Raw genomic sequence first — 25969 nt, 5'->3', positions numbered from 1 at the left:
CTCCGCCTTGCAGCTGCACGCACCACACCCCGCTCACCGGCACTCACCAGGCACCGAGGCCCGAAGCCGGCATGATCCAAACGACAGACCCTAGACGAGTTCACCGACGACTGACCGAGTCCACCGACGACGACCAGCGGCGGCGGCCGAGTCCCCGTCGGACGGGGCCGCCTACCGGGCCGAGCGCCCTGTCGGGCCGCCACCAAGGCCGCCACCTCTCCCGCGAGCCCCGGCGCGGGGCGCCGCCCAGGTCAGCCTCCGAACCACCCCGACCCCCACCCGGACCACCACCCCGGCGGCCCCGCCACGCCCCTCCCTCCTCGGAGAAACCTACAAGCCCCCCACCCCCACCCCTTCGGAAGCCCGCACAAGGGCCGCCCGCCGCGCCCGTTAGGCTGACCCCCGTGAACGTCCTCGTCATCGGCAGCGGCGCCCGCGAACACGCCCTGTGCCGCTCACTGTCCCTCGACCCCGCCGTCACCGCGCTGCACTGCGCCCCCGGCAACGCCGGCATCGGCGAGGTCGCCGAGCTGCACCCGGTCGACGCCCTCGACGGTGCCGCCGTGGCCGCGCTGGCGACCCGGCTCGACGCCGGGCTCGTCGTCGTGGGCCCGGAGGCGCCGCTGGTCGCCGGGGTCGCCGACGCCGTACGCGAGCAGGGCATCCCGGTGTTCGGGCCCTCCGCCGAGGCCGCGCGGCTGGAGGGCTCCAAGGCGTTCGCCAAGGACGTGATGGCCGCCGCCGGTGTGCCCACCGCCCGTTCCTACCTGTGCGCCACCACCGACGAGGTCGCCGAGGCGCTCGACGCCTTCGGCGCGCCGTACGTCGTGAAGGACGACGGGCTCGCCGCGGGCAAGGGCGTCGTCGTCACCGACGACCTCGCCGCCGCCGCCGCGCACGCCGCCGCCTGCCTGGGCGACCCCGCCGCGCCCGCCGCCGAGCGCGGCCGGGTCGTCATCGAGGAGTACCTCGACGGCCCCGAGGTCTCCCTCTTCGCGGTCACCGACGGCGAGACGGTCGTCCCGCTCCAGCCCGCCCAGGACTTCAAGCGCGCGCTCGACGGCGACGAGGGCCCCAACACCGGCGGCATGGGCGCCTACTCGCCGCTGCCCTGGGCCGACCCGAAGCTGGTCGACGAGGTCCTCCAGACCGTGCTCCAGCCGACCGTCGACGAGATGCGCCGCCGCGGCACCCCCTTCTCCGGGCTGCTCTACGCCGGACTCGCGATCACCGGTCGGGGCGTGCGGGTCATCGAGTTCAACGCCCGCTTCGGCGACCCCGAGACGCAGGTCGTCCTCGCCCGTCTGAAGACGCCGCTCGCCGGACTCCTCAAGGCCGCCGCCACCGGCGACCTCGCCGACCTCCCGCCGCTGCGCTGGACCGACGAGGCCGCCGTCACCGTCGTCGTCGCCTCCCACAACTACCCGGACACCCCGCGCACCGGCGACCCGATCACCGGCCTCGCCGAGGTCGCCGCCGAGGACGCCCCGCACGCCTACGTCCTCCACGCGGGCACCCGCGCCGAGGGCGACACCGTCGTCAGCGCGGGCGGCCGCGTCCTGTCGGTCACCGCGACCGGCGACGACCTCACGCGGGCGCGCGAGCGGGCCTACCGGGCGCTCTCCCGCATCGGCCTCGACGGCTCCCAGCACCGTACGGACATCGCGGCGAAGGCGGCGGCCGAAGCCTGAGCCCCCTCACCGGCGGCCGCTTCACGGGCCCCGGGTTCCATGGACCGCTCCATGGAACCCGGGGCCTGTTCCTTGCCCACAGTCATCCACCTTTCCCCAAAGCCATTCCATCGAGTGAGCGCTACCCCATCCGGCTGACGGGGGCCCACCTGCCAACTAGGGTGCGGCGCAAGCATTCCGGCACTTGGCCCACCGGCATTGCGATGTCAGTGGCGGGTGCCACAGTGGGGGAGTGGACAAGACGGACAACGGCGATACGGCAGGGACGGTCCGGGGCGACCCGGGCGTCCGGCTCTGAGGGGAGGGGGTGAACCCGGCGTGAGCGGAATCGGAGCGGAGACAGGCGCGCGGATCGCGCGGGCCCGGGCGCTGGGCGTGCTGCGGGTCCGCAGCCGGGCGGTCGCCGGGGCGCTGCTGCCCGCGGCCGCCGCCGTGATCCTGCTCGCGGGCGGCACCAGCGGCCACCTCGTGGGGTCCGGCTGGGACGCCGCCCGCTGGGTGGTCTGCGGGGTCGCCCTGCTGGTCCTGCTCGCCGCCGGTGCGGTGGCCCTGGTGGTCGCCCGCGCCCGCCCGGCCCTCACCCCCACCGTCGCGATCCCGGAGAGCGCCGCCCCCGACCTGTACCGGCTGGTGCGCGACCTCGCCGACCGGCTCGACGTCCCCGCCCCCTCCGCGATCGCCCTCACCCCGGACTGCGACAGCTGGCTGGAGGACCGCACCCACCGCGCCCACGGCCCGCAGCCCGACCGCGCCCCGGACGAGATAGCCGGGCCGGGCGACCCCGCCCACCGGCGCGCGGCGACGGCGCCCGTCCTCGTCATCGGCTCCCCCTTCCTGTGGTGGATGCGCGTCGGTGAACTGCGCGCGGTCCTCGCGCCGGTCGTCGCCGGTACGGGCCCCTCGGCGCACCCCGACATAGCCGCCGCCCGGCGCTTCGTGCGCGGTCTGGACGCCGCGCTGGCCGTCGCCGTCGAGCGGGGCCGCCGCCCCGGCGCCCGCCTGGTGTGCGCGGCCCTCGCCCGGGTGGTGCGGCTGCTGCTGCGTGCCTGCCAGGTGCACGCGGCCGAGATGGAGCGCGGGGTGGCCTCCGCCGCCGCCGAGCGCGCCCAGGCCGTGGACTACGGACTGCGGATCGTCGCCCAGGAGCAGGTGGGCCTCGCGTACGCCGGATGGGACCGGCTGCTCACACGCGTGGCGCTGCCCGCCTGGCGGATGGGCCGCTGGCCCGCCCGCCTGGACGCCGGGGTCGTCGCCGCCCTCACCGAGCTGTCCCGGCGGGACCGGCTCGCGGAGGGCTTCGCCTCCCGGCTCGGCGAGCGCCCCGCCTGCGATCTGCTGGAGGAGCCCGGCGCCATCGACGAGGCCACCTCGCTGCTCGCCGCCCGCCTCTTCCACGGCGGCCCCGCCGAGCCCGGCCCCGACTGGTCGCCCGTCGACTGGCAGGAGTATCCGGAGGAGGTCGTCGACCGGAAGTGGCGTACCGACGCGGCCCGCCTCCACCGCGTCCTGGACGCCCTCGGCGTACGCCGCCCCGCCACCGGCCCCGGCGACCCCGGCACCCCCTCCGCCGACGGCCCGACCGACGGCCCGACCCTGTCCCGCGTCCTGGACCACCTCACGGCGACCCCCGCCCCGGACGCCCCCGCCGCCGACCCCTACCCCCACACCGACGGCACCCACCTCGACGGCGCCCCCCTCGCCCCCGACCCTGACCCCGAAGTCGACCCCGAAGCCGACCCCGACCTCCCCGCCCACCCCACCAGCTCCGCCCTCGCCACCCGCCTCGGTGTCGAGGTGGCGAGGGAAGAGGCCACGGGGATCGCCGCGCCGGGCGCGACCGGGGGCCACCCCGCCGGGCAGAGCGCGGACACCGCCCTCTGGGACGACCACGCGCTCCCCCTCTTCCCGCTCCAGCCCCCGCGCAGCGACCGCGAACTCCTCACCGACCACGTCACGGCGATGGTCTGCTGCGCCGCGATGGACACCGTCGGCGCCACCCCCGGCCTCGACTGGCTCGACGGGCCCACCCTGCTGGTCCACGGGGAGCGGGTGGCCGACCTCACGCCCCCCGTGCTCAGCCTGGTCGAGGAGGGCGACGCGGTCCCGCTCCGCGCCTGGCTGGTCGAGCTGGGGATACGCCCCGAGAAGCCGGTCCGCCTCGGCTGACACCGTCGGCCCGCCGCCCCCACGAGCAGCCCAGGCCGCGCCGTGCCGCCGCATCAGCCGTACCACTCGGAAGCGTGTGTTCCACTTTTCGTCAATTCGCAACGAACCGTGACCACTTGCGCGCTCAATGTGATGTGCTGAGACAGAACGCGCCCATGGCATGCGCTGCCGACATAGGCCACGGGAGGAGAGCACCATGGGACAGGGCGACGGACGGACACGGAACCAGACCCAGACCGACGGCCACGACCACGGCCACGACCGGGGCGAGGACCGTGTCCGGCGCTGGGAGTCGGGCGCGCTGGCCCACGCCGTGACGGACCCCTTCGGACAGGGCCCGCTCCCCTGGCTGCGCGGCGACGAGACCTACTTCGACGACACCGGCCGCATGGTCCCCTGGTACGTCGACCCCCTCCCCCCGGCCGACGGACCCGACGCCTCCCCAAGCACCACCACCCCCACCACCGCCACCCCCAGCGCCGCCGAAAGCGCCCCCGCCCCCGCCACCGCCCCCGCCGCAGGCGCCCGCGTCCCCGGCCCCCGCACCCGCCCCGCCCGGGACCCCCGTCCCGCCGGACGCCCCCGCTCCGGTGGCGCCCCCCGCTCCGCCGACGACGTGGGCCACCAGATCAAGGGCTTCGCCTCCACCGGCTCGGTCGTGGCCGGGGAGGCCGTCGACTTCCATGTCAGCGTCGACCCGCCCCAGGAGTTCGGCATCGACATCTACCGCGTCGGCCACTACGACGGCGCCGGCGCGGCCAAGATCACCACCAGTCCGCGGCTGTCGGGGATGACCCAGCTCCCCCCGCTCACCGCCGACCGCACGGTCTCCTGCCACCACTGGTGGCTCTCCTGGCGGATGCGCGTCCCGTCGTACTGGAGCCCCGGCGCGTATGTCGCCGTCCTCACCACCGTCGACGGCCACCGCTCGCACATCCCGTTCACGGTCCGCGGCGACCGTCCCGCCGACCTGCTGCTCGTCCTCCCGGACATCACCTGGCAGGCGTACAACCTGTATCCCGAGGACGGCCGTACCGGCGCGAGCCTCTACCACGCGTGGGACGAGTGGGGCCGGCTGCTCGGCGAGGCCGACGCCGCCACCACCGTCTCCTTCGACCGCCCGTACGCGGGCGCGGGTCTCCCCCTGCACGTCGGGCACGCCTACGACGTCATCCGCTGGGCCGAGCGGTACGGCTACGACCTCGCGTACGCCGACGCCCGCGACCTGCACACCGGGCAGGCCGACCCCGCCCGCCACCGGGGCGTGGTCTTCCCCGGCCACGACGAGTACTGGTCGCAGCCCATGCGCCGGGCCGTGGAACACGCCCGCGACCAGGGCACCTCGCTGGTCTTCCTCTCCGCCAACTCCCTCTACTGGCAGGTCGAGTTGGGGCCGTCCCCGTCCGGAGCGCCCGGCCGTCTGCTGACCTGCCGCAAGCGGCGCGGCCCCGGACGGCCGGTGCTGTGGCGGGAGGCCGACCGGGCCGAACAGCAGCTCCTCGGCATCCAGTACGCGGGCCCGGTGCCCGCGCCGCAGCCGCTGATCGTCCGCAACGCCGGGCACTGGCTGTGGGAGGCGACCGGCGCCCACGAGGGCGACCCGATCGACGGCCTGGTCGCGGGCGAGGCCGACCGCTACTTCCCGCGCACCGCCCTCCCGCCCCACGAGGAGCGCACCCTCCTCGCCCACTCCCCGTACACCGACGCCGACGGCGTCTCCCGCCACCAGGACACCTCCCTGTACCGGCATCCCTCCGGCGCCCTGGTCTTCGCCTCCGGCACCTTCGCCTGGTCCCCGGCGCTGGACCGCCCCGGCCACGTCGACGCCCGCGTCCAGCGCGCCACCGCCAACCTCCTCGACCGGATCTGCAAACGCGACTGACCCGCCCGCCCCCGCCACTCCCGCCCCGCACCCCCACACGACTTCCGCCCCGCCCCGCTGCACCCCACCGCCCCCGTGTCCTCTTCCGCTCCCCGTGTACGGGACAATCGACGCGATAGGACAGAACCACGGGGAGGAACCGTGTCCGGATTCGTAGAAAAGCCCGAGCCCCTTCAGGTGCCGGGCCTGGTGCATCTGCACACCGGCAAGGTGCGCGAGCTGTACCGCAACGAGGCGGGCGACCTCGTGATGGTCGCCAGCGACCGCATCTCCGCCTACGACTGGGTGCTGCCGACCGAGATCCCCGACAAGGGGCGCGTCCTCACCCGGCTCTCCCTGTGGTGGTTCGACCAGCTCGCCGACCTGGTGCCGCACCACGTCCTCAGCACCGAGCTGCCCGAGGGCGCCCCCGCCGACTGGGCGGGCCGCACCCTCGTCTGCAAGTCCCTCGCCATGGTCCCCGTCGAGTGCGTGGCCCGCGGCTACCTCACCGGCTCCGGCCTCGTCGAGTACGACCGGACCCGTACGGTCTGCGGACTCGCCCTGCCCGAGGGCCTGGAGGACGGCTCCGAACTCCCCGCCCCGATCTTCACCCCGGCCACCAAGGCCGCCGTCGGCGACCACGACGAGAACGTGTCGTACGAGGAGGTCGCCCGCCAGGTCGGCGCCGAACTCGCCGCCGACCTGCGCCGGACCACCCTCGACGTCTACGGCCGGGCCCGCGGCATCGCCCGCGAGCGGGGCATCCTCCTCGCCGACACCAAGTTCGAGTTCGGGCTCGACGGGGACACCCTCGTCATCGCCGACGAGGTCCTCACCCCGGACTCCTCCCGCTTCTGGCCCGCCGACACCTGGCGGCCAGGCCGGGCACAGCCGTCGTTCGACAAGCAGTTCGTCCGCGACTGGCTCACCTCGGCGGAGTCCGGCTGGGACCGGGCGAGCGAGACGCCCCCGCCGCCGCTGCCCCAGCAGGTCGTCGACGCCACCCGCGCCAAGTACATCGAGGCCTTCGAACGCCTCACCGGCATGAGCTGGGCGTAGCGCCCGCGCGCACGAGAAAGGCCCCCGGCGGACCGGGGGCCTTCTGTGCGGAGCGGACGACGAGGCTCGAACTCGCGACCTCAACCTTGGCAAGGTTGCGCTCTACCAACTGAGCTACGTCCGCAGTGCGCCGTGGCGCGAGAGCAACTATACCCAACCCCGCTCCCGTGCGAGCCGCACCGCCGAGTGCCGGTTCTCCGCCCCCAGCTTGGAGACGGCCGACGACAGGTAGTTGCGGACGGTGCCCGGCGACAGCGCGGCCCGTTCCGCGATCTCCGCGACCGGCGCCGCGTCGGCGGCGAGTTCGAGGACCTCCGCCTCCCGCGCGGTCAGCGGGGAGTCCCCGGCGGCGATCGCGTCGGCCGCCAACTCGGGGTCGACGTACCGGTTTCCCTGATGCACCGTGCGGATGATCTCGGCGAGCCGCTGGGCGCTGACCGTCTTCGGGACGAACCCCCGCACACCGGCCGCGAGCGCCCGCTTGAGGTGCCCCGGACGGCCGTGACTGGTGACGATCAGCGCCTGGCAGTCCGGCAGTTCGGTCCGCAGGGATGTGGCGACCTTCACACCGTCGGCGCCCGGCATCTGGAGATCGAGGACCGCCACGTCCGGGCGGTGCGCCCGTGCCATGGCCAGTGCCTCCGGCCCGGTGGCCGCCTCGGCGACGATCACCAGGTCGTCCTCCAGGGCGAGCAGCGCGGCCAGCGCTCCCCGGATCAGGTGCTCGTCGTCGGCGAGCAGCACCCGCACCACGCCGCTCACACCCCGTCCCCGCTCGGCGCGGGCCGCCGCTCCGCGGCGTCGGCGCGCACCGCGTGCGCCCCCGCCGGCTCCGGCAGCGGAACCTCCGCCACCACCCGGAACGTCCCCGCCCCGGCGGGTCCCGCCACCAGGGTCCCGTCCACCTTGCGCAACCGTTCCTCCAGCCCTGCCAGTCCCGAACCCCCGGCGCCGCCGGTGGCCTCCGTCCCGTCGTCCACCCCGTCGTTCTCCACGGTCAGCACGACCCGTCCGGCGCGGAGCCGTACGTCGATCGCGCACCGGGTGGCGTTGCCGTGCCGCAGCACGTTGGTGGTCGCCTCGCGCACCACCCAGCCCAGCGCCGACTGCACCTCGCCGGGCAGCCCGGCGGTCCGCCCGGACACCTGGCACTCGATGCCCGCCGCCGTCAACACCCCGCGCGCGCCGGAGAGTTCGACGGCGAGGTCGGCGTCCCGGTAGCCGCGTACGACGTCCCGGACCTCGCGCTGCGACTCCTGCGCGATGCGCTGCACCTCGATCATCTGCTCCACGGCCTCCGGGCGCCCGCGCCGGGCGAGCTGCACCGCCAGTTCGCTCTTGAGGGCGATGACCGCGAGGTTGCGCCCCATCACGTCGTGCAGGTCGCGTCCGAACCGCAGCCGCTCCTCGGCGACGGCGAGCTGGGCACGGGTCTCGTTGGCCTCGGCGATCGCGTAGACCGCGTTCAGCAGCCACAGTGAGAACGCGCAGGTGACGGCGAAGAACCCGCCGCCGATCAGTACGGCCGCCGCGGCCACGAGGACGGTGAGCCCGTCCGAGCCGAACGCCGCCGCCGCGAGCGCGGCCCCCGCCGCGTACCCGGCGACGACCCCGGCGCCGAGCCGCCACCGGTACATGCCGAGCGTGCTGATGCCCGCGCCGTACACCAGGCAGATCACGAAGACGGTGGCCGCCGACGTCTGAAGGTCCTCCCGGTCCGCAGTGTGGGCGACCCACATCGTCGCCACGGCGACGACGGCGGAGACCCCGGTGAACGCCCACAGCAGGCGCACCGGGCGCGGGCGCCGACCGCGCGTCCAGTCCAGGGTCCGCGCCGCGAGGACGACGGTGAGGGCGCAGTGCGCGCCGACGGCGAGCGGCGCGAACAGCGCCGCACCCGTCCACACCCCGCCCACCAGGGGCAGGAACACGGCGGAGAACTCCGCCAGCGCGAAGAAGTGGAACGACCAGCGGGTGTACGTCTCGACCTTCGCCGGTGTGCTCTTCCGCCGCCACCAGCCGTCCGGCGTGCCCATCAGCGTGCCTCTCCCGTGTCCGTCCCCGCGGTGTCGCCCGTGCTGCGGCGTCCCGTGCCGGTGCCCGATGCCGGGCCCCCGGTCCGGCCCGGCCGCCCGTCGTGCCGGGCGCCGGTCAGCGCCGGGGCTCCCAGCGGAACCACCGTCGTACAGCAAACACCGACAGAAGGGTCCAGGCCAGCGCGGTGCCCAGGGCGCCGAGGGTGTCATGGGCGGAGAGGTCGCCGGTCCAGCCGCCGCGGACCAGGGTGATCACCGGGGAGAGCGGCAGCAGCTTCAGGAAGCTCGCCACGTCGTCCGGCATCAGCTCCAGCGGGACGGTCACCCCGGAGGCGACCATCGACACCAGGACGAACGGCACCGTCGTCACCTGCGCGCTCTCCACGGTGCGGGTCACGGCCGCGGTGACCGCGCCCAGCGCCGCGCACATCACCAGGCCGAGCAGGACACCGACCACGGCGAGCTGGGGCGCCTCGGGGGCGGTCAGGTCGAGGAAGACGGTGCAGCCCACCGCCATCACCACGCACTGCACGAGGCCCATCAGGACGACCGGCAGCGCCGATCCGGCGATGACCTCGGCGTCGCGCGGTTCCCCGGTGCGCAGCCGCTTGAGGACGAGTTCCTCGCGCCGGGAGGTGTAGATGCCGGTGAGCGCCGAGTACACGCCGAACAGCAGGGAGAAGCCGATCGCGGCGGGCAGCAGGACCGTGCCGACGCTGAGCCCGGACTCCTCGACGTCCATGCCGTCGATGACCGACCGCAGGCTGAAGGGCAGGCCGAGCGGGACCAGGACGGCCGCGATGAGGGTGGCCTTGCTGCGGCCGAGGAGGGTGACCTCCGCGCGGGCGAGGGACGCCATCCGGCTCACGGGCGTGGTCGTCGCCCGTCCGCCGCCGGTCGGCCTTCCCGTCCCGTTCCCGGCCGCGCCGGTGCCCGTACGGGTGCTGATGGTTCCGCCGCCGCTCATGCCGCCACTCCTTCGCTCGCGTGGTCCGTCCCCGTGCCGTCCGTGCCGTCGGTCTCCCGTGCCGCGTCGCGGGCGATGCCGAGGAACGCCTCCTCCAGGGAGGCCGACCGCACGTCGAGGCCGTGCAGCGTCACGCCGGCCTGCTCCGCCCAGACCAGCAGTCCGGTCGCGGTCCGCTGCAACTCCTCGGTCTGGAGCCGTACGACGCTTCCGCTGACCTCGTGTGCGGTGACCCCGAGCCGGTCGAGCGGCGGCAGGTCGCCGACGAACCAGCCGTCGGGCAGCCGGAAGACGATGCGGGACGGCTGGGCGGCGGTGACCTCCTCGGGGGTGCCGGTGGCCGCGATCCGCCCGCGGTGCAGGATGGCCAGCCGGTCGGCGAGGCTCTCGGCCTCCTCCAGGTAGTGCGTGGTCAGCAGCACGGTGGTCCCGCTGTCGCGCAGCGAGCGCACCAGGTCCCAGGTGTCGCGCCGTCCCTCGGCGTCGAGGCCGGTGGTGGGTTCGTCGAGGAACAGCACCTCCGGGCGGCCGAGCAGCGCCAGCGCCAGGTCGAGCCGCCGCCGTTCACCGCCGGACAGCTGCTTGACGCGGACGCCGGACTTGCGGCTGAGCCCGACCAGGCCGAGCGCCTCGTCGACGGGGCGGGCCCCGCTGACGCATCCGGCCCACATGCGGGTGGTCTCGGCGACGGTCAGCTCGGAGGGGAATCCGCCCTCCTGGAGCATCACGCCGGTGCGCGGCCGGACGGCGTCGCGTTCGCCGTGGGGGTCGTGGCCGAGGATGCGGACCTGTCCGCCGCTGGGCGGGGCCAGTCCCTCCAGCAGTTCGACCGTGGAGGTCTTGCCGGCCCCGTTGGTGCCCAGCAGGGCGAAGACCTCGCCACGTCCGACGTGGAAGGAGATCCCGCGGACCGCCTCGAACCCGCCCCCGTAGACACGGCGGAGGCCGGTGACCTCGATCACGTGTTCTTCCGTGTTCCTGGCTTCCATCGCTTCCATGCCTCAAGGCTCCCCGCCGGACGGCGCGGTGCGCAGTGCGCGCTGTCACCGGTCGGCATGACAAATGTCAGGGGCGCCGGGGGCCGGGGAGGCCGCAGGTCCCGGAGCCGGAACGGGAGCGGGGCCGCCGTAAGTCCCGTAACCGGAGCGGGAGATACCGGAAAGTCGGAAAGCCGGGCGCGGGCGCGGAATGCGGAAAGCAAGAAGGACATACGCCGAAGGCCCCGGTCACCGACCGGGGCCTTCACGATGGAGCGGACGACGAGGCTCGAACTCGCGACCTCAACCTTGGCAAGGTTGCGCTCTACCAACTGAGCTACGTCCGCAGGGCATCCGACCGGCTCTCACCGATCGGCGCGAGCATCAGCCTACCCGATCCGGCGGACCGGTCGGACGGCGATGCAGAGCGGGTGACAGGAATTGCACACTGCGCCTTCCTCCTGGAAGGAGGATGTTCTGCTACTGAACTACACCCGCGTGGCCTCCGTGAGCTGGGCTTTTCGGCCCCGCCCGGCGGCGTGCTCCAGACATTAGCCGACCATGTGGGGGGTAGCGCAAGTCGGTTGGGCCCCGGGGCCGCGGGCGGGCCCCGGGGGCGGTGCGGCCGACCGGATCACTGCGCCTCGGTGAACGCCTCGTAGGCCTTCTTGGGGATGCGGCCGCGGGCGGGCACCTCCATCTTGTTGGCCTGTGCCCAGGCGCGGACGGCGGCCGGGTCGGGGGCGACCTCGGTCTGCCGGTAGGCCTTCCCGGAGCGGGACCTCTTGCGGCCGGCCTCCACGTAGGGCGCGAGCGCCTTACGCAGTTTCTTGGCATTGGTTTGGTTCAGGTCGATCTCGTACGACTTGCCGTCGAGTCCGAAGGCGATCGTCTCCGCCGCTTCCGAGCCGTCGATGTCGTCAAAGAGAGTGACCACGACCTTCTGCGCCACGAATATCGGTCCCTTCGTGCGACATCTCCGCGATGACGTGCCGAGACGTCATCCGTCCGTCATCCGTCATGGAGATGCCGACTGTCAGCCTGTTATGGGGCAAAGTATCGGCTATTGCCTTTTCATTTGTACAGTGCCCGGCAATGGAATGTGAAGCTCGACTAAATCTCTCCGCGTGTCCCAGCGCAATAGGCGGACGGGAAGCGACACGGATCTTTCCCTGAACTTTTCGTGACGTGGTCGCCCCGGTGGCGGACCGTGATGGCGCTCACGTAGATTCCTCCAACTCTACTCGCGTAGAAATTTGGTGCGGGTAGTCTGAAGACACCTGTCGGAGACAGTCCGCAGGCACCTGCTCAGCACCACACCACCGGGAGTGCCAGTGGCACGCGTCGTAGTCGACGTCATGCTCAAGCCGGAGATCCTCGACCCCCAGGGCCAGGCGGTCCAGCGCGCACTGCCGCGGCTGGGTTTCGAGGGGATCTCCGACGTACGTCAGGGAAAGCGATTCGAACTGGAAGTGGACGGACCGGTCGACGAGGCCGCGCTCGCCCGCATCCATGATCTTGCGGAATCCTTCCTCGCCAACACCGTGATCGAGGACTTCACCGTCAAGGTGGAGGAAGTCGCGGAGGCCGCGAAGTGACCGCTCGTATTGGCGTCGTCACTTTTCCCGGCAGCCTCGACGACCGCGACACCCAGCGCGCGATCCGTCTCGCCGGAGCCGAACCGGTCGCCCTCTGGCACAAGGACAAGGACCTCCACCAGGTCGACGCCGTGGTGCTGTGCGGCGGATTCTCCTACGGCGACTATCTGCGCGCCGGGGCCATCGCCCGCTTCTCCCCGGTGATGGAGCCGCTCATCGAGCAGGCGAAGGCGGGCCTGCCCGTCCTCGGTATCTGCAACGGCTTCCAGATCCTCACCGAGGCGCACCTCCTGCCCGGCGCGATGCTCGGCAACGACCACCTCCACTTCATCTGCCGCGACCAGAAGCTGCGGGTGGAGAACGCGTCGACCGCCTGGACCACCGACTACACGGACGGCCAGGAGATCCACATCCCGCTGAAGAACATGGACGGCCGCTACGTCGCCGACGCGCGCACGCTGGACATGCTGGAGGCCGAGGGCCGCGTCGCCTTCCGCTACGTGGACTTCAACCCCAACGGCTCGCTGCGCGACATCGCCGGCATCACCAACGAGGCCGGGAACGTCGTCGGTCTGATGCCCCACCCGGAGCACGCCGTGGAACCCCTCATCGGGTCCGGCCGCACCGACGGCCTGCCCTTCTTCACCTCGATCCTCAAGAAGCTGGTCAACGCATGAGCCGGACGCCTCTGGACACGGTCGAGCACGCGGCCGCGACCCCCGACGTCGAGCTGCCCTGGGCCGAACTCGGCCTGAAGAAGGACGAGTACGAGCGGGTGGTGGAGATCCTCGGCCGCCGCCCGACCGGCGCCGAACTCGCCATGTACTCCGTCATGTGGTCCGAGCACTGCTCGTACAAGTCCTCCAAGGTGCACCTGCGCCAGTTCGGCGAGAAGGCGCCGCAGTCCGACGCGCTCCTCGTCGGCATCGGCGAGAACGCGGGCGTCGTCGACGTCGGCCAGGGCTACGCGGTCACCTTCAAGGTTGAGTCGCACAACCACCCCTCCTACGTCGAGCCCTACCAGGGCGCCGCCACCGGCGTCGGCGGCATCGTCCGCGACATCATCGCCATGGGCGCCCGCCCGGTCGCCGTCGTGGACCCGCTGCGCTTCGGCGCCGCCGACCACCCCGACACCAAGCGGGTACTGCCCGGCGTCGTCGCGGGCATCGGCGGCTACGGCAACTGCCTGGGCCTGCCCAACATCGGCGGCGAGGTCGTCTTCGACGCCTGCTACCAGGGCAACCCGCTGGTCAACGCCGGTGCCATCGGCGTGATGCGGCACGAGGACATCCACCTCGCCAAGGCCTCCGGCGCGGGCAACAAGGTCATCCTGTACGGGGCCCGCACCGGCGGCGACGGCATCGGCGGCGCCTCGATCCTCGCCTCGGAGACCTTCGACGACGCCAAGCCGTCGAAGCGTCCCGCGGTCCAGGTCGGCGACCCCTTCCAGGAGAAGCTGCTCATCGAGTGCACCCTGGAGGCCTTCGCGGAGAAGCTCGTCGTCGGCATCCAGGACCTCGGCGCGGCCGGGCTCTCCTGCGCCACGTCGGAGCTGGCCTCCAACGGCTCCGGCGGCATGCGCGTCACCCTCGACGACGTACCGCTGCGCGACTCCACGCTCTCGCCCGAGGAGATCCTCATGAGCGAGTCGCAGGAGCGGATGTGCGCGGTCGTCGAGCCGGAGAAGGTCGACCGCTTCCTCGCGATCTGCGACAAGTGGGACGTCATCGCCACCGTCATCGGCGAGGTCACCGACGGCGACCGGCTGGAGATCTTCTGGCACGGCGGCAAGATCGTCGACGTCGACCCGCGCACGGTCGCCCACGACGGCCCGGTCTACGAGCGCCCCTACGCCCGCCCCGACTGGCAGGACGCCCTCCAGGCCGACACCGCCGACAAGCTGGCCCGGCCCGCCTCCGGGGAGGAGCTGAAGGACCAGGTCCTGAAGCTGGTCGCCTCCCCGAACCAGGCGTCCAAGAAGTGGATCACCTCGCAGTACGACCACTTCGTGCAGGGCAACACCGTCCTCGCCCAGCCCGAGGACTCCGGCATGATCCGCATCGACGAGGAGACCGGCCTCGGCGTGGCCATCGCCACCGACGGCAACGGCCGGTACGCCAAGCTCGACCCGTACCACGGCGCCCAGCTCGCCCTGGCGGAGGCGTACCGCAACGTCGCCACCACCGGGGCCAGGCCGCTCGCCGTCTCCGACTGCCTGAACTTCGGCTCGCCCGAGGACCCGGCCGTCATGTGGCAGTTCGCGGAGGCCGTCCGCGGTCTCGCCGACGGCTGCCTCCAGCTCGGCACCCCGGTGACCGGCGGCAACGTCTCGCTCTACAACCAGACCGGCGAGGCCGCCATCCACCCGACCCCGGTGGTCGCGGTCCTCGGCGTCATCGACGACGTGGCCCGCCGCACCCCGGTCGCCTTCCAGGAGGAGGGCCAGCTGCTCTACGTCCTCGGCGACACCCGCGAGGAGTTCGGCGGCTCGGCCTGGTCCCAGGTCGTCCACGACCACCTCGGCGGCCTGCCCCCGAAGGTCGACCTGGAGCGCGAGCGGCTGCTCGCCGACATCCTGATCTCGGCCTCCCGCGACGGCATGGTCGACTCCGCGCACGACCTCTCCGACGGCGGCCTCGTGCAGGCCGTGGTGGAGTCGGCGCTGCTCGGCGGGAAGGGCGCGCGGCTGGTCGTCCCGGACGGCCTGGACGCGTTCACGTTCCTGTTCTCGGAGTCGGCGGGCCGCGCGGTCGTCGCCGTCCCGCGCTCGGAGGAACTCCGCTTCACCGACATGTGCGGCGCCCGCGGCCTGCCGGCCACCCGGATCGGCGTGGTCGACGGCGACGCGGTGGACGTCCAGGGCGCGTTCACGCTCCCCCTGACCGTCCTGCGCGAGGCCCACGAGGGCACCATCCCCGCGCTCCTCGCGTGAGCGTTCCCCGCCGCGCGGCAAACGGTCGCTGACCCGCCGTCGCCGCGGCACCGCAGGACGAAGGCCCCCGCCCCGGATCTCCGGGACGGGGGCCTTCGCACGCGCGGACCGGCCGTCATACGGCGACGGGCTCGCGTACCGTCCGTCATGCGGTGACGGGCTCGCGCACCGGCTCCGGGGCCGCCGCCGTCCGCGGCAGCCGCAGGGCCAGCACCAGGCAGAGCGCCATGACCCCCGCCCCGCACAGGAACACGGTGTCCAGGCCGGAGACATACGACGCCAGGCCCTCCGTGCGGGCCGCGCCGCGCAGCACGGTGAGCGAGCCGATCTCGCCGGGGCCGTCGTAGAGGCGGGTCAGGAGCGTGCCGAAGAGGGCGGCGCCGAGGGCGGTGCCCAGGGTCTGGAAGAAGCGGACCGCGGTCGTGGCGACGCCGAGCTGCCGCTCGGGGGCCGTGCGCTGCACCAGCTGGATCAGCTGGCCGAGGAGCTGCCCGAAGCCGAGGCCGACGAGGAGCATCGCGGCACGCAGCCACCACAGCGAGGTGTCCGTGCCGGTGGTGGCCAGCAGCAGGAAGCCGAGGGTGCCCGCGACCGAGCCGCTGATCAGGAACGTTCGTTCGGACCAGCCGCGCGCCCCGAGCCGCCCGGTGACGGCGCCGACGGCCATGATCCCGGCCGCCATCGGGATCAGGTAGAGCCCGGCGGAGGAGCTGGTGATGCCGCGCACCAGCTGGAGGTAGACGAGGACGTAGTAGATGGCGCCGCTCATGGCCGCGCCCATCAGGCCCTGGATGGCGAAGCCGAGCCGCAGGGCGGGGACCCGGAAGAGGGACGGCGGCAGGATCGGCTGGGCGGCGGTGTACTGGCGGCGCAGGAACAGGCCGAGGGCGGTCACCGAGGCCAGGGCGAGGCCGATGATCTGCGGGGAGGCCCAGGCGTACTCCTTGCCGCCCCACTCGGTGACGAGCAGCAGGCTGCTGGAGAAGGCGGCGCCGAGCGCGGCGCCGGTGAAGTCGATGGAGTGGTCGGCGGAGGTGCGGCCGGGCAGCTTCAGGACGACGACGGCGGTGGCGAGGGCGGCGAGGCCGAGCGGCAGGTTGACGTAGAACGCCCAGCGCCAGCTGGCGTGGTCGGCGAGGAAGCCGCCGAGCCAGGGGCCGACGGCGATGCCGCCGCCCGCGACGATCCCGCCGGTGCCCGCGCCCTTGCGCTGTCCGCCGGGCTCCGAGAGCTGGGCGATGACGACCATCGTCACGCTCATCAGTCCGCCCGCGCCGAGCCCCTGCACCGCCCGCGCGGCGATCAGCCAGCCCATCGAGGGGGCCGCGCCGCACAGCGCGGAACCGGCGAGGAAGGCGGAGAGGGCGCCGAGGAAGACGTGCTTGGCGCCGAGGACGTCGCAGAGGCGGCCGTAGAGCGGCAGGATCGCCGCCGAGGCCAGGGAGAAGGCGCTGACCAGCCACGGGATCTTGTCGATGCCGTGTTCGGGGTCGAGGTCCTTGACGATCGGGACGGTCGCCGCGGAGACGATCTGCATGTCGAGGACGGCGAGCACGATCGTGACGAGGCAGACGACGAGGCCGATTTTGCGCTGGGTGTCGGTCATGGGCCCCACCCTGCCCGCGATTCATGTACCGAGTCAATCTTTCATCTGAGGCAAAACTTTATCTTGACCTAAACTTCATCGCGGTAAGGTGGGGCCATGGCTGAGGCGATGGGGCTGCGCGAGCGCAAGAAGCAGCAGACGGCGCTGCGGATCTACCGGTCCGCCATCGCCCTGTTCCTGGAGAAGGGCTTCGACGCGGTCTCGGTGCAGGAGATCGCCGACGCCGCCGAGGTCTCGAAGATGACCGTCTTCAACTACTACGGCACCAAGGAGGACCTGGTCTTCCGCCCCATGGAGGAGCACTTCTCCGACGCCGCCCGCGCGGTCCGCGACCGGGCGCCGGGCGAGTCCGCGGTGGCGGCCGTCCGCCGCCAGTTCCTGGAGATGATCGAGACCCGCGACCCCTCCGTCGGCCTCAACGTGGAGCCGTTCGCCCGCCGCATCCGCGCCGTCATCATGAAGACCCCCGTCCTGCGGGAACGGGCCTACGTCGCCTCCGAGCGCGGCGCCCGCGAACTCGCCGACCTCCTCACCGAGGAGACCGGCGACGCCACCCTCGCCCTCATCGCCGCCACCACCCTCACCTCGGCCCGCACCGCCCTCGTCGAGGAACACCACCGCCGCATCGACGCGGGCGAGAGCGTCGACCAGGTGGCCGGCGACGCCGCCGCCCGCGCCCGCCACGCCTTCGCCCTCGTCGAACACGGGCTCGGGGGGTACGCGGTGGCGCGCTGAGCGGACCCTCCCGGCAGCCGCGGGCCCCGGGGGGAGCCCCGCGCCCCACCCCGCCCCCGCCGCATAGGCTCGCGCCCATGCCTCCCGCCAAGAAGCGTGCCCGGACCTACGACGCCGGGCGGACGCGTGCCGCCGTGTTCGCACAGCTGGAACTGGTGCGGGCGGGGGTGCGGGGGCTGACGGAGGAGCAGCTGGCCGCGCCGACGCGGCTCGGCGGGTGGACCGTGCGGGAGCTGGTCGCGCACATCGGGATGGCGGTCACCGCCGTGGGGCGCGCCCTCGACCTGCCCGAGCCCGCCCGGCAGGACGTCACGATCGCCGCGTGGCCGTTCGCCACCGCCGCGAACTCCGCCGCCATCGACGCGTTCACCCGGGACGTGGCCGCCGCCCACCCCGACCTCGACGCCTACCTGGCCCGGGTCGCGGACGACCTCGCCGTCCTGCTCGACGCCCACCGGGGCACCCGGCTGCTGGCCACCAACGCGGGCGCGCTCCCGCTGGCCGACTACCTGGTCACCCGTACCGTCGAACTCGTCGTGCACACCGACGACCTCAACGCCGCCCTGCCCGGCCCGGACATCCCGTACGACCGGCAGGCCCTCGCCGCCGCGACCCGGCTGCTCGCCGACGCCCTCGCGCTGAAGGCGCCCGGCGGGGCGACCGAGGTCCGCGTCCCGCCGTACGCCGTCGTGCAGTGCGTGCCCGGACCGCGGCACACCCGCGGCACCCCGCCGAACGTCGTCGAGACCGACCCGCTGACCTGGGTCCGGCTGGCGACCGGGCGGCTGGCCTGGGCGGACGCGGTGGCGGAGGGGGCGGTGCGCGCGAGCGGGGAGCGCGCGGACCTGACGGAGCTGCTGCCGCTCATGGCGTGAGCCCGGCGCAGGCGCCCCGGACCGCCCCGGCGTCCCGCGGACGCCCTCCGGACGGCTCCCGGATGCCGAATGATGTGCGACAGCTCACTCACCCGGCCCCTCCGCCGCCCCGGCCGGAGCCGCGGCCCCCGCTTCCACCGCGCTGGTGGATCAAGAAAATCCGCCACTGACCTGCGCAAACAAGTCGATCAAGGGAAGAAGTCAAGACTCAAGATCGAGTTACCCGTGAGTATCCCCAATTCGGACCAGTGGTCGATCTCGCCTACACTCGGGGACGTGCCACGTGGTGACGGTCGACTCAGTCATGATCTTCTCCCCGGCGAGAAAGGCCCCCAGGACGCTTGCGGCGTCTTCGGTGTCTGGGCTCCGGGCGAAGAGGTCGCAAAGCTCACGTACTTCGGGCTCTACGCCCTCCAGCATCGGGGCCAGGAATCCGCGGGAATCGCGGTCAGCAACGGCTCCCAGATCCTCGTCTTCAAGGACATGGGCCTCGTCTCCCAGGTCTTCGACGAAACCTCCCTCGGCTCCCTCCAGGGTCACATCGCGGTCGGTCACGCCCGCTACTCGACCACCGGGGCCTCCGTCTGGGAGAACGCCCAGCCGACGTTCCGCGCCACCGCGCACGGCTCGATCGCGCTCGGCCACAACGGCAACCTCGTCAACACGGCGCAGCTCGCCGAGATGGTCGCCGACCTCCCCAAGCAGGAGGGCCGCACCCCGCGCGTCGCGGCCACCAACGACACCGACCTGCTCACCGCGCTCCTCGCGGCCCAGGCCGACGCCGACGGCAAGCCGCTGACCATCGAGGAGGCCGCCCACGCGGTCCTCCCGCAGGTGCGCGGCGCCTTCTCCCTCGTCTTCATGGACGAGCACACCCTCTACGCCGCCCGCGACCCGCAGGGCATCCGCCCGCTGGTCCTCGGCCGCCTGGAGCGCGGCTGGGTGGTGGCCTCCGAGTCCGCCGCCCTCGACATCTGCGGCGCCTCCTACGTCCGCGAGATCGAGCCGGGCGAGTTCGTCGCCATCGACGAGAACGGCCTGCGCACCTCCCGATTCGCGGACGCGAAGCCCAAGGGCTGCGTCTTCGAGTACGTGTACCTGGCCCGCCCCGACACCGACATCGCGGGCCGCAACGTCTACCTCTCCCGTGTGGAGATGGGCCGCCGCCTGGCCAAGGAAGCCCCGGTCGAGGCCGACCTGGTCATAGCGACCCCGGAATCCGGCACCCCCGCCGCGATCGGCTACGCCGAGGCCTCCGGCATCCCCTTCGGCGCGGGCCTGGTCAAGAACGCCTACGTCGGCCGGACCTTCATCCAGCCCTCGCAGACGATCCGCCAGCTCGGCATCCGCCTCAAGCTGAACCCGCTCAAGGAAGTCATCAAGGGCAAGCGGCTCGTCGTCGTCGACGACTCGATCGTGCGCGGCAACACCCAGCGCGCCCTGGTCCGCATGCTCCGCGAGGCCGGCGCGGCCGAGGTCCACATCCGGATCTCCTCGCCGCCCGTGAAGTGGCCCTGCTTCTTCGGCATCGACTTCGCCACCCGCGCCGAACTCATCGCCAACGGCATGTCGATCGACGAGATCGGCACCTCGCTGGGCGCCGACTCCCTGTCGTACATCTCCCTTGACGGCATGATCGAGGCGACCACGATCGCCAAGCCGGACCTGTGCCGCGCCTGCTTCGACGGCGAGTACCCGATGGAGCTGCCCGACCCGGAGCTGCTCGGCAAGCAGCTGCTGGAGACGGAGCTGGCCGCGGGCCCGGCGGCCACCGCCGCCGCGGACGCGATCCGCCGCCCGTAAGCCTCCGTACCACCAACCCGAAAGATCCCAGGCCATGTCTGAGACATCCTCCGGTGCTTCCTACGCGGCCGCCGGTGTCGACATCGAGGCGGGCGACCGCGCCGTCGAGCTGATGAAGGAGTGGGTGAGGAAGACGCAGCGCCCCGAGGTCCTCGGCGGCCTCGGCGGCTTCGCCGGCCTCTTCGACGCCTCCGCCCTCAAGCACTACGAGCGCCCGCTGCTGGCCTCCGCCACCGACGGCGTCGGCACCAAGGTCGACATCGCGCGCCGCATGGGCGTCTACGACACCATCGGCCACGACCTGGTCGCCATGGTCATGGACGACATCGTGGTGTGCGGCGCCGAGCCGCTGTTCATGACCGACTACATCTGCGTCGGCAAGGTCCACCCCGAGCGGGTCGCCGCGATCGTCAAGGGCATCGCCGAGGGCTGCGTCCTCGCCGGATGCGCCCTGGTCGGCGGCGAGACGGCCGAACACCCCGGCCTGCTGGGCGAGGACGACTTCGACGTCGCGGGCGCCGGTACGGGCGTCGTGGAGGCCGACCGGCTGCTCGGCGCGGACCGCATCCGCGCCGGTGACGCCGTGATCGCCCTGGAGGCCTCCGGTCTTCACTCGAACGGGTACTCCCTCGTCCGGCACGTCCTGCTGACCGAGGCGAAGCTCTCCCTGGACACCCGGATCGAGGAACTCGGCCGCACCCTCGGCGAGGAGCTGCTGGAGCCCACGAAGATCTACTCCCTGGACTGCCTGGCCCTGACCCGCACGGCCGATGTGCACGCCTTCTCGCACATCACCGGCGGCGGCCTCGCCGCCAACCTGGCCCGGGTGATCCCGGACAGCCTGCACGCCGTGGTGGACCGCTCCACCTGGACCCCGGCCCCCGTCTTCGACCTCGTCGGCCGGACCGGCCGGGTCGAGCGGCTGGAGCTGGAGAAGACCCTCAACATGGGCGTCGGCATGATCGCGATCGTGCCGCAGGACGCCGCCGACGTGGCCCTGGCCACCCTCGCCGACCGCGGGGTCGGCGCCTGGGTCGCGGGCGAGATCACCGAGCGCGGCGCGCACACCACCGGAGCGGAGCTGGTCGGCGACTACGCCTGAGCCCCGCAGGGCAGCACAAAGCCCGGTCGGTGACCGAAGTCACCGACCGGGTGAGTGCCGACAAGCCTCGAAGCGTGGAAGTCCCGAAAGCCTGAAACTCCTACGACAAGGTCAAGCGCCGCGACGATGTCGGTGCGAGGAGTCCTCGCCGTCATCGTCTTCGTCGTCCGCGTACAGCTCGGCGTACCGGGCGTACGGGTCGTCGTCCTGCTCATCGTCATCGTCCACGAACGGCTCGCCGTTCGGCGGCATGTTCGATGGCGATGCGCCCAGCTCTTCGGCCAGGCGTGAGAGATCCGTCCCGCCGCTGTTGTACTTCAGCTGGCGGGCGACCTTCGCTTGCTTGGCCTTGGCCCGGCCGCGCCCCATGGCTCGACCCCCTCAACGACGGGGCTCGACGGCCCCAGAGTCTTGACACGCGTTCATGATCCGGAACGGACTCTCCGCGGAGAGGCCGGTCCGTAGGGCTTCCACGGTACCTGAGCCCGCACCCATACGGTACGTCGCCCGTAGCACGCGCGTGTGCACAGCACCTGCGGGGCGCCCTGTCCCCGCTGGTCAGTGGCGATTTTAACCACTTATTGGCGGCCGACCCGCCGGGAAGAGTGAGAGTTCTCTCCAACCTGCCCCCGGCGGGTACCGGCGCGCCCCTCAGCGACCGGGCGCGGACCCGGTCACCACCCGCGCGCCTGGGCCGCCTCGTGCATGCGCTGCTCGGCGATCCGGTCGGCCGCCGCGGCCGGCGGAATCCCGTCCGCCTTCGCACGTGCGAATATGGCCAGCGTGGTGTCGAAGATCTTCGCGGCCTTCGCCCGGCACCGCTCGAAGTCGAACCCGTGCAGCTCGTCGGCGACCTGGATGACCCCGCCCGCGTTCACCACGTAGTCCGGCGCGTAGAGGATGCCGCGGTCGGCGAGGTCCTTCTCGACGCCCGGGTGGGCGAGCTGGTTGTTGGCCGCCCCGCACACCACCCGCGCGGTCAGCACCGGCACCGAGTCGTCGCTCAGGGCGCCGCCCAGCGCGCAGGGCGCGTAGATGTCGAGCCCGTCCACCCGGATCAGCGCCTCGGTGTCCGCCACCGCCGTGACCCCCTCGGCGTACTCGCCGAGGACGCGCCGTACGGCGTCCTCGCGCACGTCCGTGATCACGACCTCCGCGCCCTCGTCCCGCAGGTGGCGCACCAGGTGGTGGCCGACCTTGCCGACGCCCGCGACGCCCACCCTGCGGCCGCGCAGCGACGGGTCGCCCCACAGATGCTGGGCGCTGGCCCGCATGCCCTGGTAGACGCCGTACGCGGTGAGGACCGACGAGTCGCCCGCGCCGCCGTTCTCCGGCGAGCGCCCGGTCGTCCAGCGGCACTCGCGCGCCACGACGTCCATGTCGGCGACATAGGTGCCGACGTCGCAGGCCGTCACGTACCGCCCGCCCAGCGAGGCCACGAACCGGCCGTACGCGAGCAGCAGCTGTTCGGATTTGATCGTGTCGGGGTCGCCGATGATCACGGCCTTCCCGCCGCCGTGGTCGAGACCGGCCATGGCGTTCTTGTACGACATGCCGCGCGCGAGGTTCAGCGCGTCGGCGACGGCCTCCGCCTCGGTCGCGTACGGGTAGAAGCGCGTACCGCCCAGGGCGGGGCCCAGCGCGGTGGAGTGGAGGGCGATGACGGCCTTCAGACCGCTGGCACGGTCCTGGCAGAGCACGACTTGCTCATGACCCCCCTGGTCCGAGTGGAACAGGGTGTGCAGCACATCAGCAGGCGCGCCGGATACGTCGGTCACGGTGGTGACTCCTGGGTAACTAGCGGCGGGTGGGACGGGGGCTCCCGTACGGGTGGCGGGGCCCGTGGGATGAGGGTAGAGCCTGTGCGCGCACCCCACGCCGTGGTGGTGCGGATCACCTTCCCGCTCCGCACGGACGTGCGACGATTTGCCTGTTCCAGGGCTCCGCCGCCGCGTGGGCCCGCGAGGTTTCCCCGGCGCCCCGGAGGGGAGGGAGCAGGCGTGCCCCAGGTGTCCTCCGTGATCGTCCCGTACGCCGCCTATCTGCGGGTCTACGAGCCGCTGGCCGCCTTCCCCGAGCCGGAGCGCGGCCACTGGGAGCGCTACGCCCGCCGCACCGACCGCCCCGGCTACCAGGACGAGCTGCGCCGCTCTCTGGCCGACCTGCTGCCGGTGCCGCCGGTCGCGGTGCCGGTCCAGGAGAGCGGCGACGCCTTCGTCACCGAGGTGGACGGCGTGCTGTGCGTCTGCCCCTGGCGGACCCGGCTGCGCGGCTGGCAGGCGCTGGAGGACCTCGGCGGCGAGCTGCCCGCCCCCGTCCTCGACGCGGTCCTGCCCCCGCTGGTGCGCCGCCAGGCCGCCCAGGACTACGAGCGCTGGCTGGCCCGCAACCCCGACGCCCGCCCCTGGATCCGCACGGCGACCTGGCAGATCCCGCTGCACTGGTTCGTCCTGGTCGCCGACGCCGAGCGGGTCTACGAGAAGGGCACCGCGGAGCAGGCGCCGGTGCTGCGCTACCGCACTCCCATGGTCCAGGCCCGCCGCCGGGTCGCCCGCGGCCTGCGCGCCCTCAAGGACGCCATGGACGAGGGCCCGCTGATCGACGGCCTGGTCGACGTCGGCCGCTGGCTGGAGGAGTTCCACCCGCGCTCCTTGGTGGAGCTGGACTACGGCGGGCTCGTCCACGTCCTGCCCGCCGGTGACCTGGAGGGCGACCGGTCGGCCGCGGACGTCGCCGACGGCATCGACGCCCTGCGCCGCGGGGACGGCGCCGCGGCGGGCGCGGCCTACGCGCGGCTCGCGGAGCGCTGGCGTTCGGTGCGCGACCGCCGCTCGGCGAACTGAGGGCGCGGCGCCGGTCCGGATGCCCGTCGCGGGCGGAGGGGTCGCCGGTATTCCCGCCTGACGGTGTGACAGAAATGACAGACGCCTGCCCGAGTGATCTGGGTCACGGTCATATGCCTCAGAACAGCGTACGGTCAGCCGCACTTCACGGAACTGACGGGACGTAGGTCCCGATCCGGGCTTATGTCTCAAGGGTGACGGACCGCACGTACGCGGCCCTTGCGCCGCTTGCCCCTCCTCGTGCCAAAATAGGACAAGGAGTCCGGGGAGGGCTCCGTCCGTCCACTTGTGCTCCATCGTGGGGGGATTCTCAGCATTGCACTCGCTTTGGGGGGTCTGGTGACTCCTGATCGTCGTGTGACTGATCGTCACACCGGCGTGACTGTCCGCTATGGCACGGTCCATCGGCTTCCGTCGCCGATGAACACCTGGGGGGCAATTCCATCGGTTTGGCCGACGCGGCTGGACAGATGGTGTAGTTGTAGTGCCGAGGACAAGCCGTTCGTCCTATAACCGACTCGACTCGCGTCCGCCATTTCGGGCAACGCGGGTCAAGGTGCAGAATTTAGAGGAAAGAACCGAGAAGGTTCGGTTCTCCCGAGGAGGCCGCTCATGACCGCTCGCACCCCTGATGCTGAGCCGCTGCTGACCCCGGCTGAGGTCGCCACCATGTTCCGTGTGGACCCGAAGACGGTCACACGGTGGGCGAAGGCCGGCAAGCTCACGTCGATCCGTACGCTCGGCGGACATCGCCGATACCGCGAGGCCGAGGTCCGCGCCCTGCTGGCGGGCATCCCCCAGCAGCGCACCGAAGCCTGAACAACCGCATAGCACTGCCTCCCGGGTGACACGGCGGCCCCCAATCCGCCGGGAAACCCGGAAACCAAGCTCCACACGACGCGGGTCTGCCCCAACAGACCCGTCATCCATACGGTGCGTCGTCGATCGCGCTGGACTCCGCCGGGTCCAGCGCGATCTTTTTTGTGCCCTCCTCCGGGCCGCCGCCTGCGCGCCTCTGCGCGCCCGTGTGCGCCCCTGAGCGCCCGTGAACGACCGTGGGGAGTCCGCCGGGCGCCCTCGGGCCGCCGCGCGGCGCCCGCCCCCCACCCTGCCCGCCGTGCCTGTGAAGGGACTTGCCGGAGTCAGGGAGAGGCTGTGAAGAGCCCCCGGAGGACCTCCGGAATGCCCTCGCGCCGTCCCCTCCGGGCAGTGCAATTGCACATATTAAATTGACCTCGCGTAGGAGACGGGTAAGAACCCCCCATTCCCGAACTCAACCGGTGACTCCCGTCACATGCCACTGGTCTTGTTGCCGCGCCTCCTCATGCGCTAATGAGCTTGCGGCGCCCGGCCGTTGGCGTCCGGTACCGGTTCCGGCGCGGGGCGCGCCTCGGGCCGCGGCGCCCCCGACGGCCGGACCGCGGGCCGCTCCGCCTCGTCCGGCGGCGCCTCCAGCACCAGCCGCTCCAGCCGGAGGCAGACCTGGCAGTGGCGGGTGAGATGCCGGTACGAGGACGCGGCCGACAGGTGCGCGCGCAGCAACGCCCGTGTCTCGTGCGCCGCCGGAACCGTCACGCGCCACCTCCCGCCGGGGGGGGGGGGGCCCGCGCCCCCCCCCCCCCGGGGGGCCCCCGCCCCCCCCCCCCCCCCGCCCGCCCGCCCCCGCCCCCCCCCAAGCCCCGCGCCGGACAGACCGGCTGAGAGAGCCGGCCCAC

The 25969-nt window shown here is 72.8% G+C and carries 22 protein-coding genes and 3 tRNA genes; 13 read left to right on the top strand and 12 right to left on the bottom strand.

Annotated elements, in window-relative coordinates:
- Window positions 1-404 precede the first annotated feature (404 nt).
- The 4 genes from purD (at window position 405) to ACIQPQ_RS36840 (ending at window position 6780) form a co-directional block, all read left to right on the top strand.
- On the top strand, window positions 405-1691 hold the full coding sequence (gene purD / locus ACIQPQ_RS36855) for a phosphoribosylamine--glycine ligase (protein WP_401313107.1): 1287 nt from the start codon (window positions 405-407) through the stop codon (window positions 1689-1691).
- A 318-nt stretch (window positions 1692-2009) separates the two neighbouring features.
- Complete coding sequence (locus tag ACIQPQ_RS36850; RefSeq protein ID WP_401313105.1) at window positions 2010-3857, top strand: hypothetical protein; 1848 nt, start codon at window positions 2010-2012, stop codon at window positions 3855-3857.
- A gap of 196 nt (window positions 3858-4053) precedes the next feature.
- A complete protein-coding gene (locus ACIQPQ_RS36845; protein WP_401313103.1) occupies window positions 4054-5739 on the top strand; it encodes a N,N-dimethylformamidase beta subunit family domain-containing protein in 1686 nt (561 codons plus the stop codon).
- A gap of 141 nt (window positions 5740-5880) precedes the next feature.
- Window positions 5881-6780 carry a phosphoribosylaminoimidazolesuccinocarboxamide synthase gene (locus ACIQPQ_RS36840; protein ID WP_401313100.1) on the top strand — a complete coding sequence of 300 codons (900 nt, stop codon included), beginning with the start codon at window positions 5881-5883 and terminating at the stop codon, window positions 6778-6780.
- A 51-nt stretch (window positions 6781-6831) separates the two neighbouring features.
- Here the strand turns inward: ACIQPQ_RS36840 and ACIQPQ_RS36835 are convergent.
- The 8 genes from ACIQPQ_RS36835 to ACIQPQ_RS36800 all read right to left on the bottom strand — a co-directional run bounded on the left by ACIQPQ_RS36835 (window position 6832) and on the right by ACIQPQ_RS36800 (window position 11712).
- A tRNA-Gly gene (locus ACIQPQ_RS36835) sits at window positions 6832-6904 on the bottom strand.
- Window positions 6905-6927: 23 nt separating this feature from the next.
- Window positions 6928-7533 carry a response regulator gene (locus tag ACIQPQ_RS36830; RefSeq protein WP_401313126.1) on the bottom strand — a complete coding sequence of 202 codons (606 nt, stop codon included), beginning with the start codon at window positions 7531-7533 and terminating at the stop codon, window positions 6928-6930.
- Between the two features lie 5 nt (window positions 7534-7538).
- Window positions 7539-8816: a sensor histidine kinase gene (locus tag ACIQPQ_RS36825; protein WP_401313099.1), complete on the bottom strand. Its 1278-nt coding sequence runs from the start codon at window positions 8814-8816 to the stop codon at window positions 7539-7541.
- Window positions 8817-8931: 115 nt separating this feature from the next.
- Entirely contained in the window at window positions 8932-9675 is a 744-nt protein-coding gene (locus ACIQPQ_RS36820) for an ABC transporter permease (protein WP_401313123.1), read from the bottom strand.
- Window positions 9676-9779: 104 nt separating this feature from the next.
- Window positions 9780-10772, bottom strand: a complete 993-nt coding sequence (locus ACIQPQ_RS36815) for an ABC transporter ATP-binding protein (RefSeq protein ID WP_401313120.1) — start codon at window positions 10770-10772, stop codon at window positions 9780-9782.
- Window positions 10773-11031: 259 nt separating this feature from the next.
- Window positions 11032-11107 (bottom strand) — tRNA-Gly (locus tag ACIQPQ_RS36810).
- Window positions 11108-11186: 79 nt separating this feature from the next.
- Window positions 11187-11258, bottom strand: a tRNA-Gly gene (locus tag ACIQPQ_RS36805).
- 136 nt (window positions 11259-11394) lie between these two features.
- Window positions 11395-11712, bottom strand: a complete 318-nt coding sequence (locus tag ACIQPQ_RS36800; protein ID WP_401313096.1) for an Lsr2 family protein — start codon at window positions 11710-11712, stop codon at window positions 11395-11397.
- 382 nt (window positions 11713-12094) lie between these two features.
- Between ACIQPQ_RS36800 and purS the strand changes: the two genes are divergently transcribed.
- The 3 genes from purS to purL are packed head-to-tail and all read left to right on the top strand — an operon-like array spanning window position 12095 to window position 15290.
- Window positions 12095-12358 (top strand): phosphoribosylformylglycinamidine synthase subunit PurS, encoded by a 264-nt coding sequence (purS, locus tag ACIQPQ_RS36795; protein ID WP_015659417.1) that lies wholly within the window; start codon window positions 12095-12097, stop codon window positions 12356-12358.
- Window positions 12355-13035, top strand: a complete 681-nt coding sequence (gene purQ / locus ACIQPQ_RS36790; RefSeq protein ID WP_383768539.1) for a phosphoribosylformylglycinamidine synthase subunit PurQ — start codon at window positions 12355-12357, stop codon at window positions 13033-13035. The genes purS and purQ overlap by 4 nt, the downstream gene beginning before the upstream one ends.
- The gene (gene purL / locus ACIQPQ_RS36785) at window positions 13032-15290 is read left to right on the top strand and encodes a phosphoribosylformylglycinamidine synthase subunit PurL (RefSeq protein ID WP_401313092.1); all 2259 of its coding nucleotides are present in this window, start codon (window positions 13032-13034) and stop codon (window positions 15288-15290) included. Before purQ ends, purL begins: the two co-directional genes overlap by 4 nt.
- A 145-nt stretch (window positions 15291-15435) precedes the next feature.
- Here the strand turns inward: purL and ACIQPQ_RS36780 are convergent, their stop codons facing one another.
- Entirely contained in the window at window positions 15436-16896 is a 1461-nt protein-coding gene (locus ACIQPQ_RS36780; protein ID WP_401313089.1) for an MFS transporter, read from the bottom strand.
- 96 nt (window positions 16897-16992) lie between these two features.
- Here ACIQPQ_RS36780 and ACIQPQ_RS36775 point away from each other — a divergent pair, with 96 nt between their 5' ends.
- From ACIQPQ_RS36775 to purM, 4 genes are all read left to right on the top strand, one after another.
- The gene (locus ACIQPQ_RS36775) at window positions 16993-17631 is read left to right on the top strand and encodes a TetR/AcrR family transcriptional regulator (RefSeq protein WP_401313087.1); all 639 of its coding nucleotides are present in this window, start codon (window positions 16993-16995) and stop codon (window positions 17629-17631) included.
- A 77-nt stretch (window positions 17632-17708) separates the two neighbouring features.
- Entirely contained in the window at window positions 17709-18506 is a 798-nt protein-coding gene (locus ACIQPQ_RS36770) for a sterol carrier family protein (RefSeq protein ID WP_401313085.1), read from the top strand.
- Window positions 18507-18782: 276 nt separating this feature from the next.
- On the top strand, window positions 18783-20309 hold the full coding sequence (gene purF, locus ACIQPQ_RS36765) for an amidophosphoribosyltransferase (protein WP_401313082.1): 1527 nt from the start codon (window positions 18783-18785) through the stop codon (window positions 20307-20309).
- A 34-nt stretch (window positions 20310-20343) separates the two neighbouring features.
- Window positions 20344-21411, top strand: a complete 1068-nt coding sequence (purM, locus tag ACIQPQ_RS36760) for a phosphoribosylformylglycinamidine cyclo-ligase (protein WP_383768557.1) — start codon at window positions 20344-20346, stop codon at window positions 21409-21411.
- Between the two features lie 111 nt (window positions 21412-21522).
- Here purM and ACIQPQ_RS36755 read toward each other — a convergent pair whose 3' ends face one another.
- Both ACIQPQ_RS36755 and ACIQPQ_RS36750 read right to left on the bottom strand, forming a co-directional pair.
- Window positions 21523-21780, bottom strand: coding sequence for a DUF3073 domain-containing protein (locus ACIQPQ_RS36755; protein ID WP_401313080.1), 258 nt, complete (start codon window positions 21778-21780; stop codon window positions 21523-21525).
- Between the two features lie 305 nt (window positions 21781-22085).
- Complete coding sequence (locus tag ACIQPQ_RS36750; protein WP_401313077.1) at window positions 22086-23189, bottom strand: Leu/Phe/Val dehydrogenase; 1104 nt, start codon at window positions 23187-23189, stop codon at window positions 22086-22088.
- A gap of 222 nt (window positions 23190-23411) precedes the next feature.
- On the opposite strand from ACIQPQ_RS36750, the gene ACIQPQ_RS36745 reads away from it, so the two are divergent.
- Window positions 23412-24254 carry a hypothetical protein gene (locus ACIQPQ_RS36745; protein WP_383768566.1) on the top strand — a complete coding sequence of 281 codons (843 nt, stop codon included), beginning with the start codon at window positions 23412-23414 and terminating at the stop codon, window positions 24252-24254.
- A 612-nt stretch (window positions 24255-24866) separates the two neighbouring features.
- Window positions 24867-25073, top strand: coding sequence for a developmental transcriptional regulator BldC (gene bldC, locus ACIQPQ_RS36740; protein ID WP_033321412.1), 207 nt, complete (start codon window positions 24867-24869; stop codon window positions 25071-25073).
- Between the two features lie 510 nt (window positions 25074-25583).
- Here the strand turns inward: bldC and ACIQPQ_RS36735 are convergent.
- Window positions 25584-25829 (bottom strand): DUF6274 family protein, encoded by a 246-nt coding sequence (locus tag ACIQPQ_RS36735; protein ID WP_401313073.1) that lies wholly within the window; start codon window positions 25827-25829, stop codon window positions 25584-25586.
- Window positions 25830-25969 lie beyond the last annotated feature (140 nt).

The organism is Streptomyces sp. NPDC091281 (genome assembly GCF_044757425.1).
Taxonomy (GTDB): Bacteria; Actinomycetota; Actinomycetes; order Streptomycetales; family Streptomycetaceae; genus Streptomyces.
The sequence above is the reverse complement of the archived record's forward strand: the minus strand, read 5'-3'. Positions and strand labels throughout refer to the sequence as shown.

What these genes read in the sequence shown, in the direction of transcription:
- ACIQPQ_RS36820 (WP_401313123.1), bottom strand. Translation starts at nt 9,675, where the DNA reads ATGGCGTCCCTCGCCCGCGCGGAGGTCACCCTCCTCGGCCGCAGCAAG.
- ACIQPQ_RS36755 (WP_401313080.1), bottom strand. Translation starts at nt 21,780, where the DNA reads ATGGGGCGCGGCCGGGCCAAGGCCAAGCAAGCGAAGGTCGCCCGCCAG.
- ACIQPQ_RS36815 (WP_401313120.1), bottom strand. Translation starts at nt 10,772, where the DNA reads ATGGAAGCCAGGAACACGGAAGAACACGTGATCGAGGTCACCGGCCTC.
- ACIQPQ_RS36780 (WP_401313089.1), bottom strand. Translation starts at nt 16,896, where the DNA reads ATGACCGACACCCAGCGCAAAATCGGCCTCGTCGTCTGCCTCGTCACG.
- purL (WP_401313092.1), top strand. Translation starts at nt 13,032, where the DNA reads ATGAGCCGGACGCCTCTGGACACGGTCGAGCACGCGGCCGCGACCCCC.
- ACIQPQ_RS36825 (WP_401313099.1), bottom strand. Translation starts at nt 8,816, where the DNA reads ATGGGCACGCCGGACGGCTGGTGGCGGCGGAAGAGCACACCGGCGAAG.
- bldC (WP_033321412.1), top strand. Translation starts at nt 24,867, where the DNA reads ATGACCGCTCGCACCCCTGATGCTGAGCCGCTGCTGACCCCGGCTGAG.
- purM (WP_383768557.1), top strand. Translation starts at nt 20,344, where the DNA reads ATGTCTGAGACATCCTCCGGTGCTTCCTACGCGGCCGCCGGTGTCGAC.
- ACIQPQ_RS36845 (WP_401313103.1), top strand. Translation starts at nt 4,054, where the DNA reads ATGGGACAGGGCGACGGACGGACACGGAACCAGACCCAGACCGACGGC.
- ACIQPQ_RS36775 (WP_401313087.1), top strand. Translation starts at nt 16,993, where the DNA reads ATGGCTGAGGCGATGGGGCTGCGCGAGCGCAAGAAGCAGCAGACGGCG.
- ACIQPQ_RS36770 (WP_401313085.1), top strand. Translation starts at nt 17,709, where the DNA reads ATGCCTCCCGCCAAGAAGCGTGCCCGGACCTACGACGCCGGGCGGACG.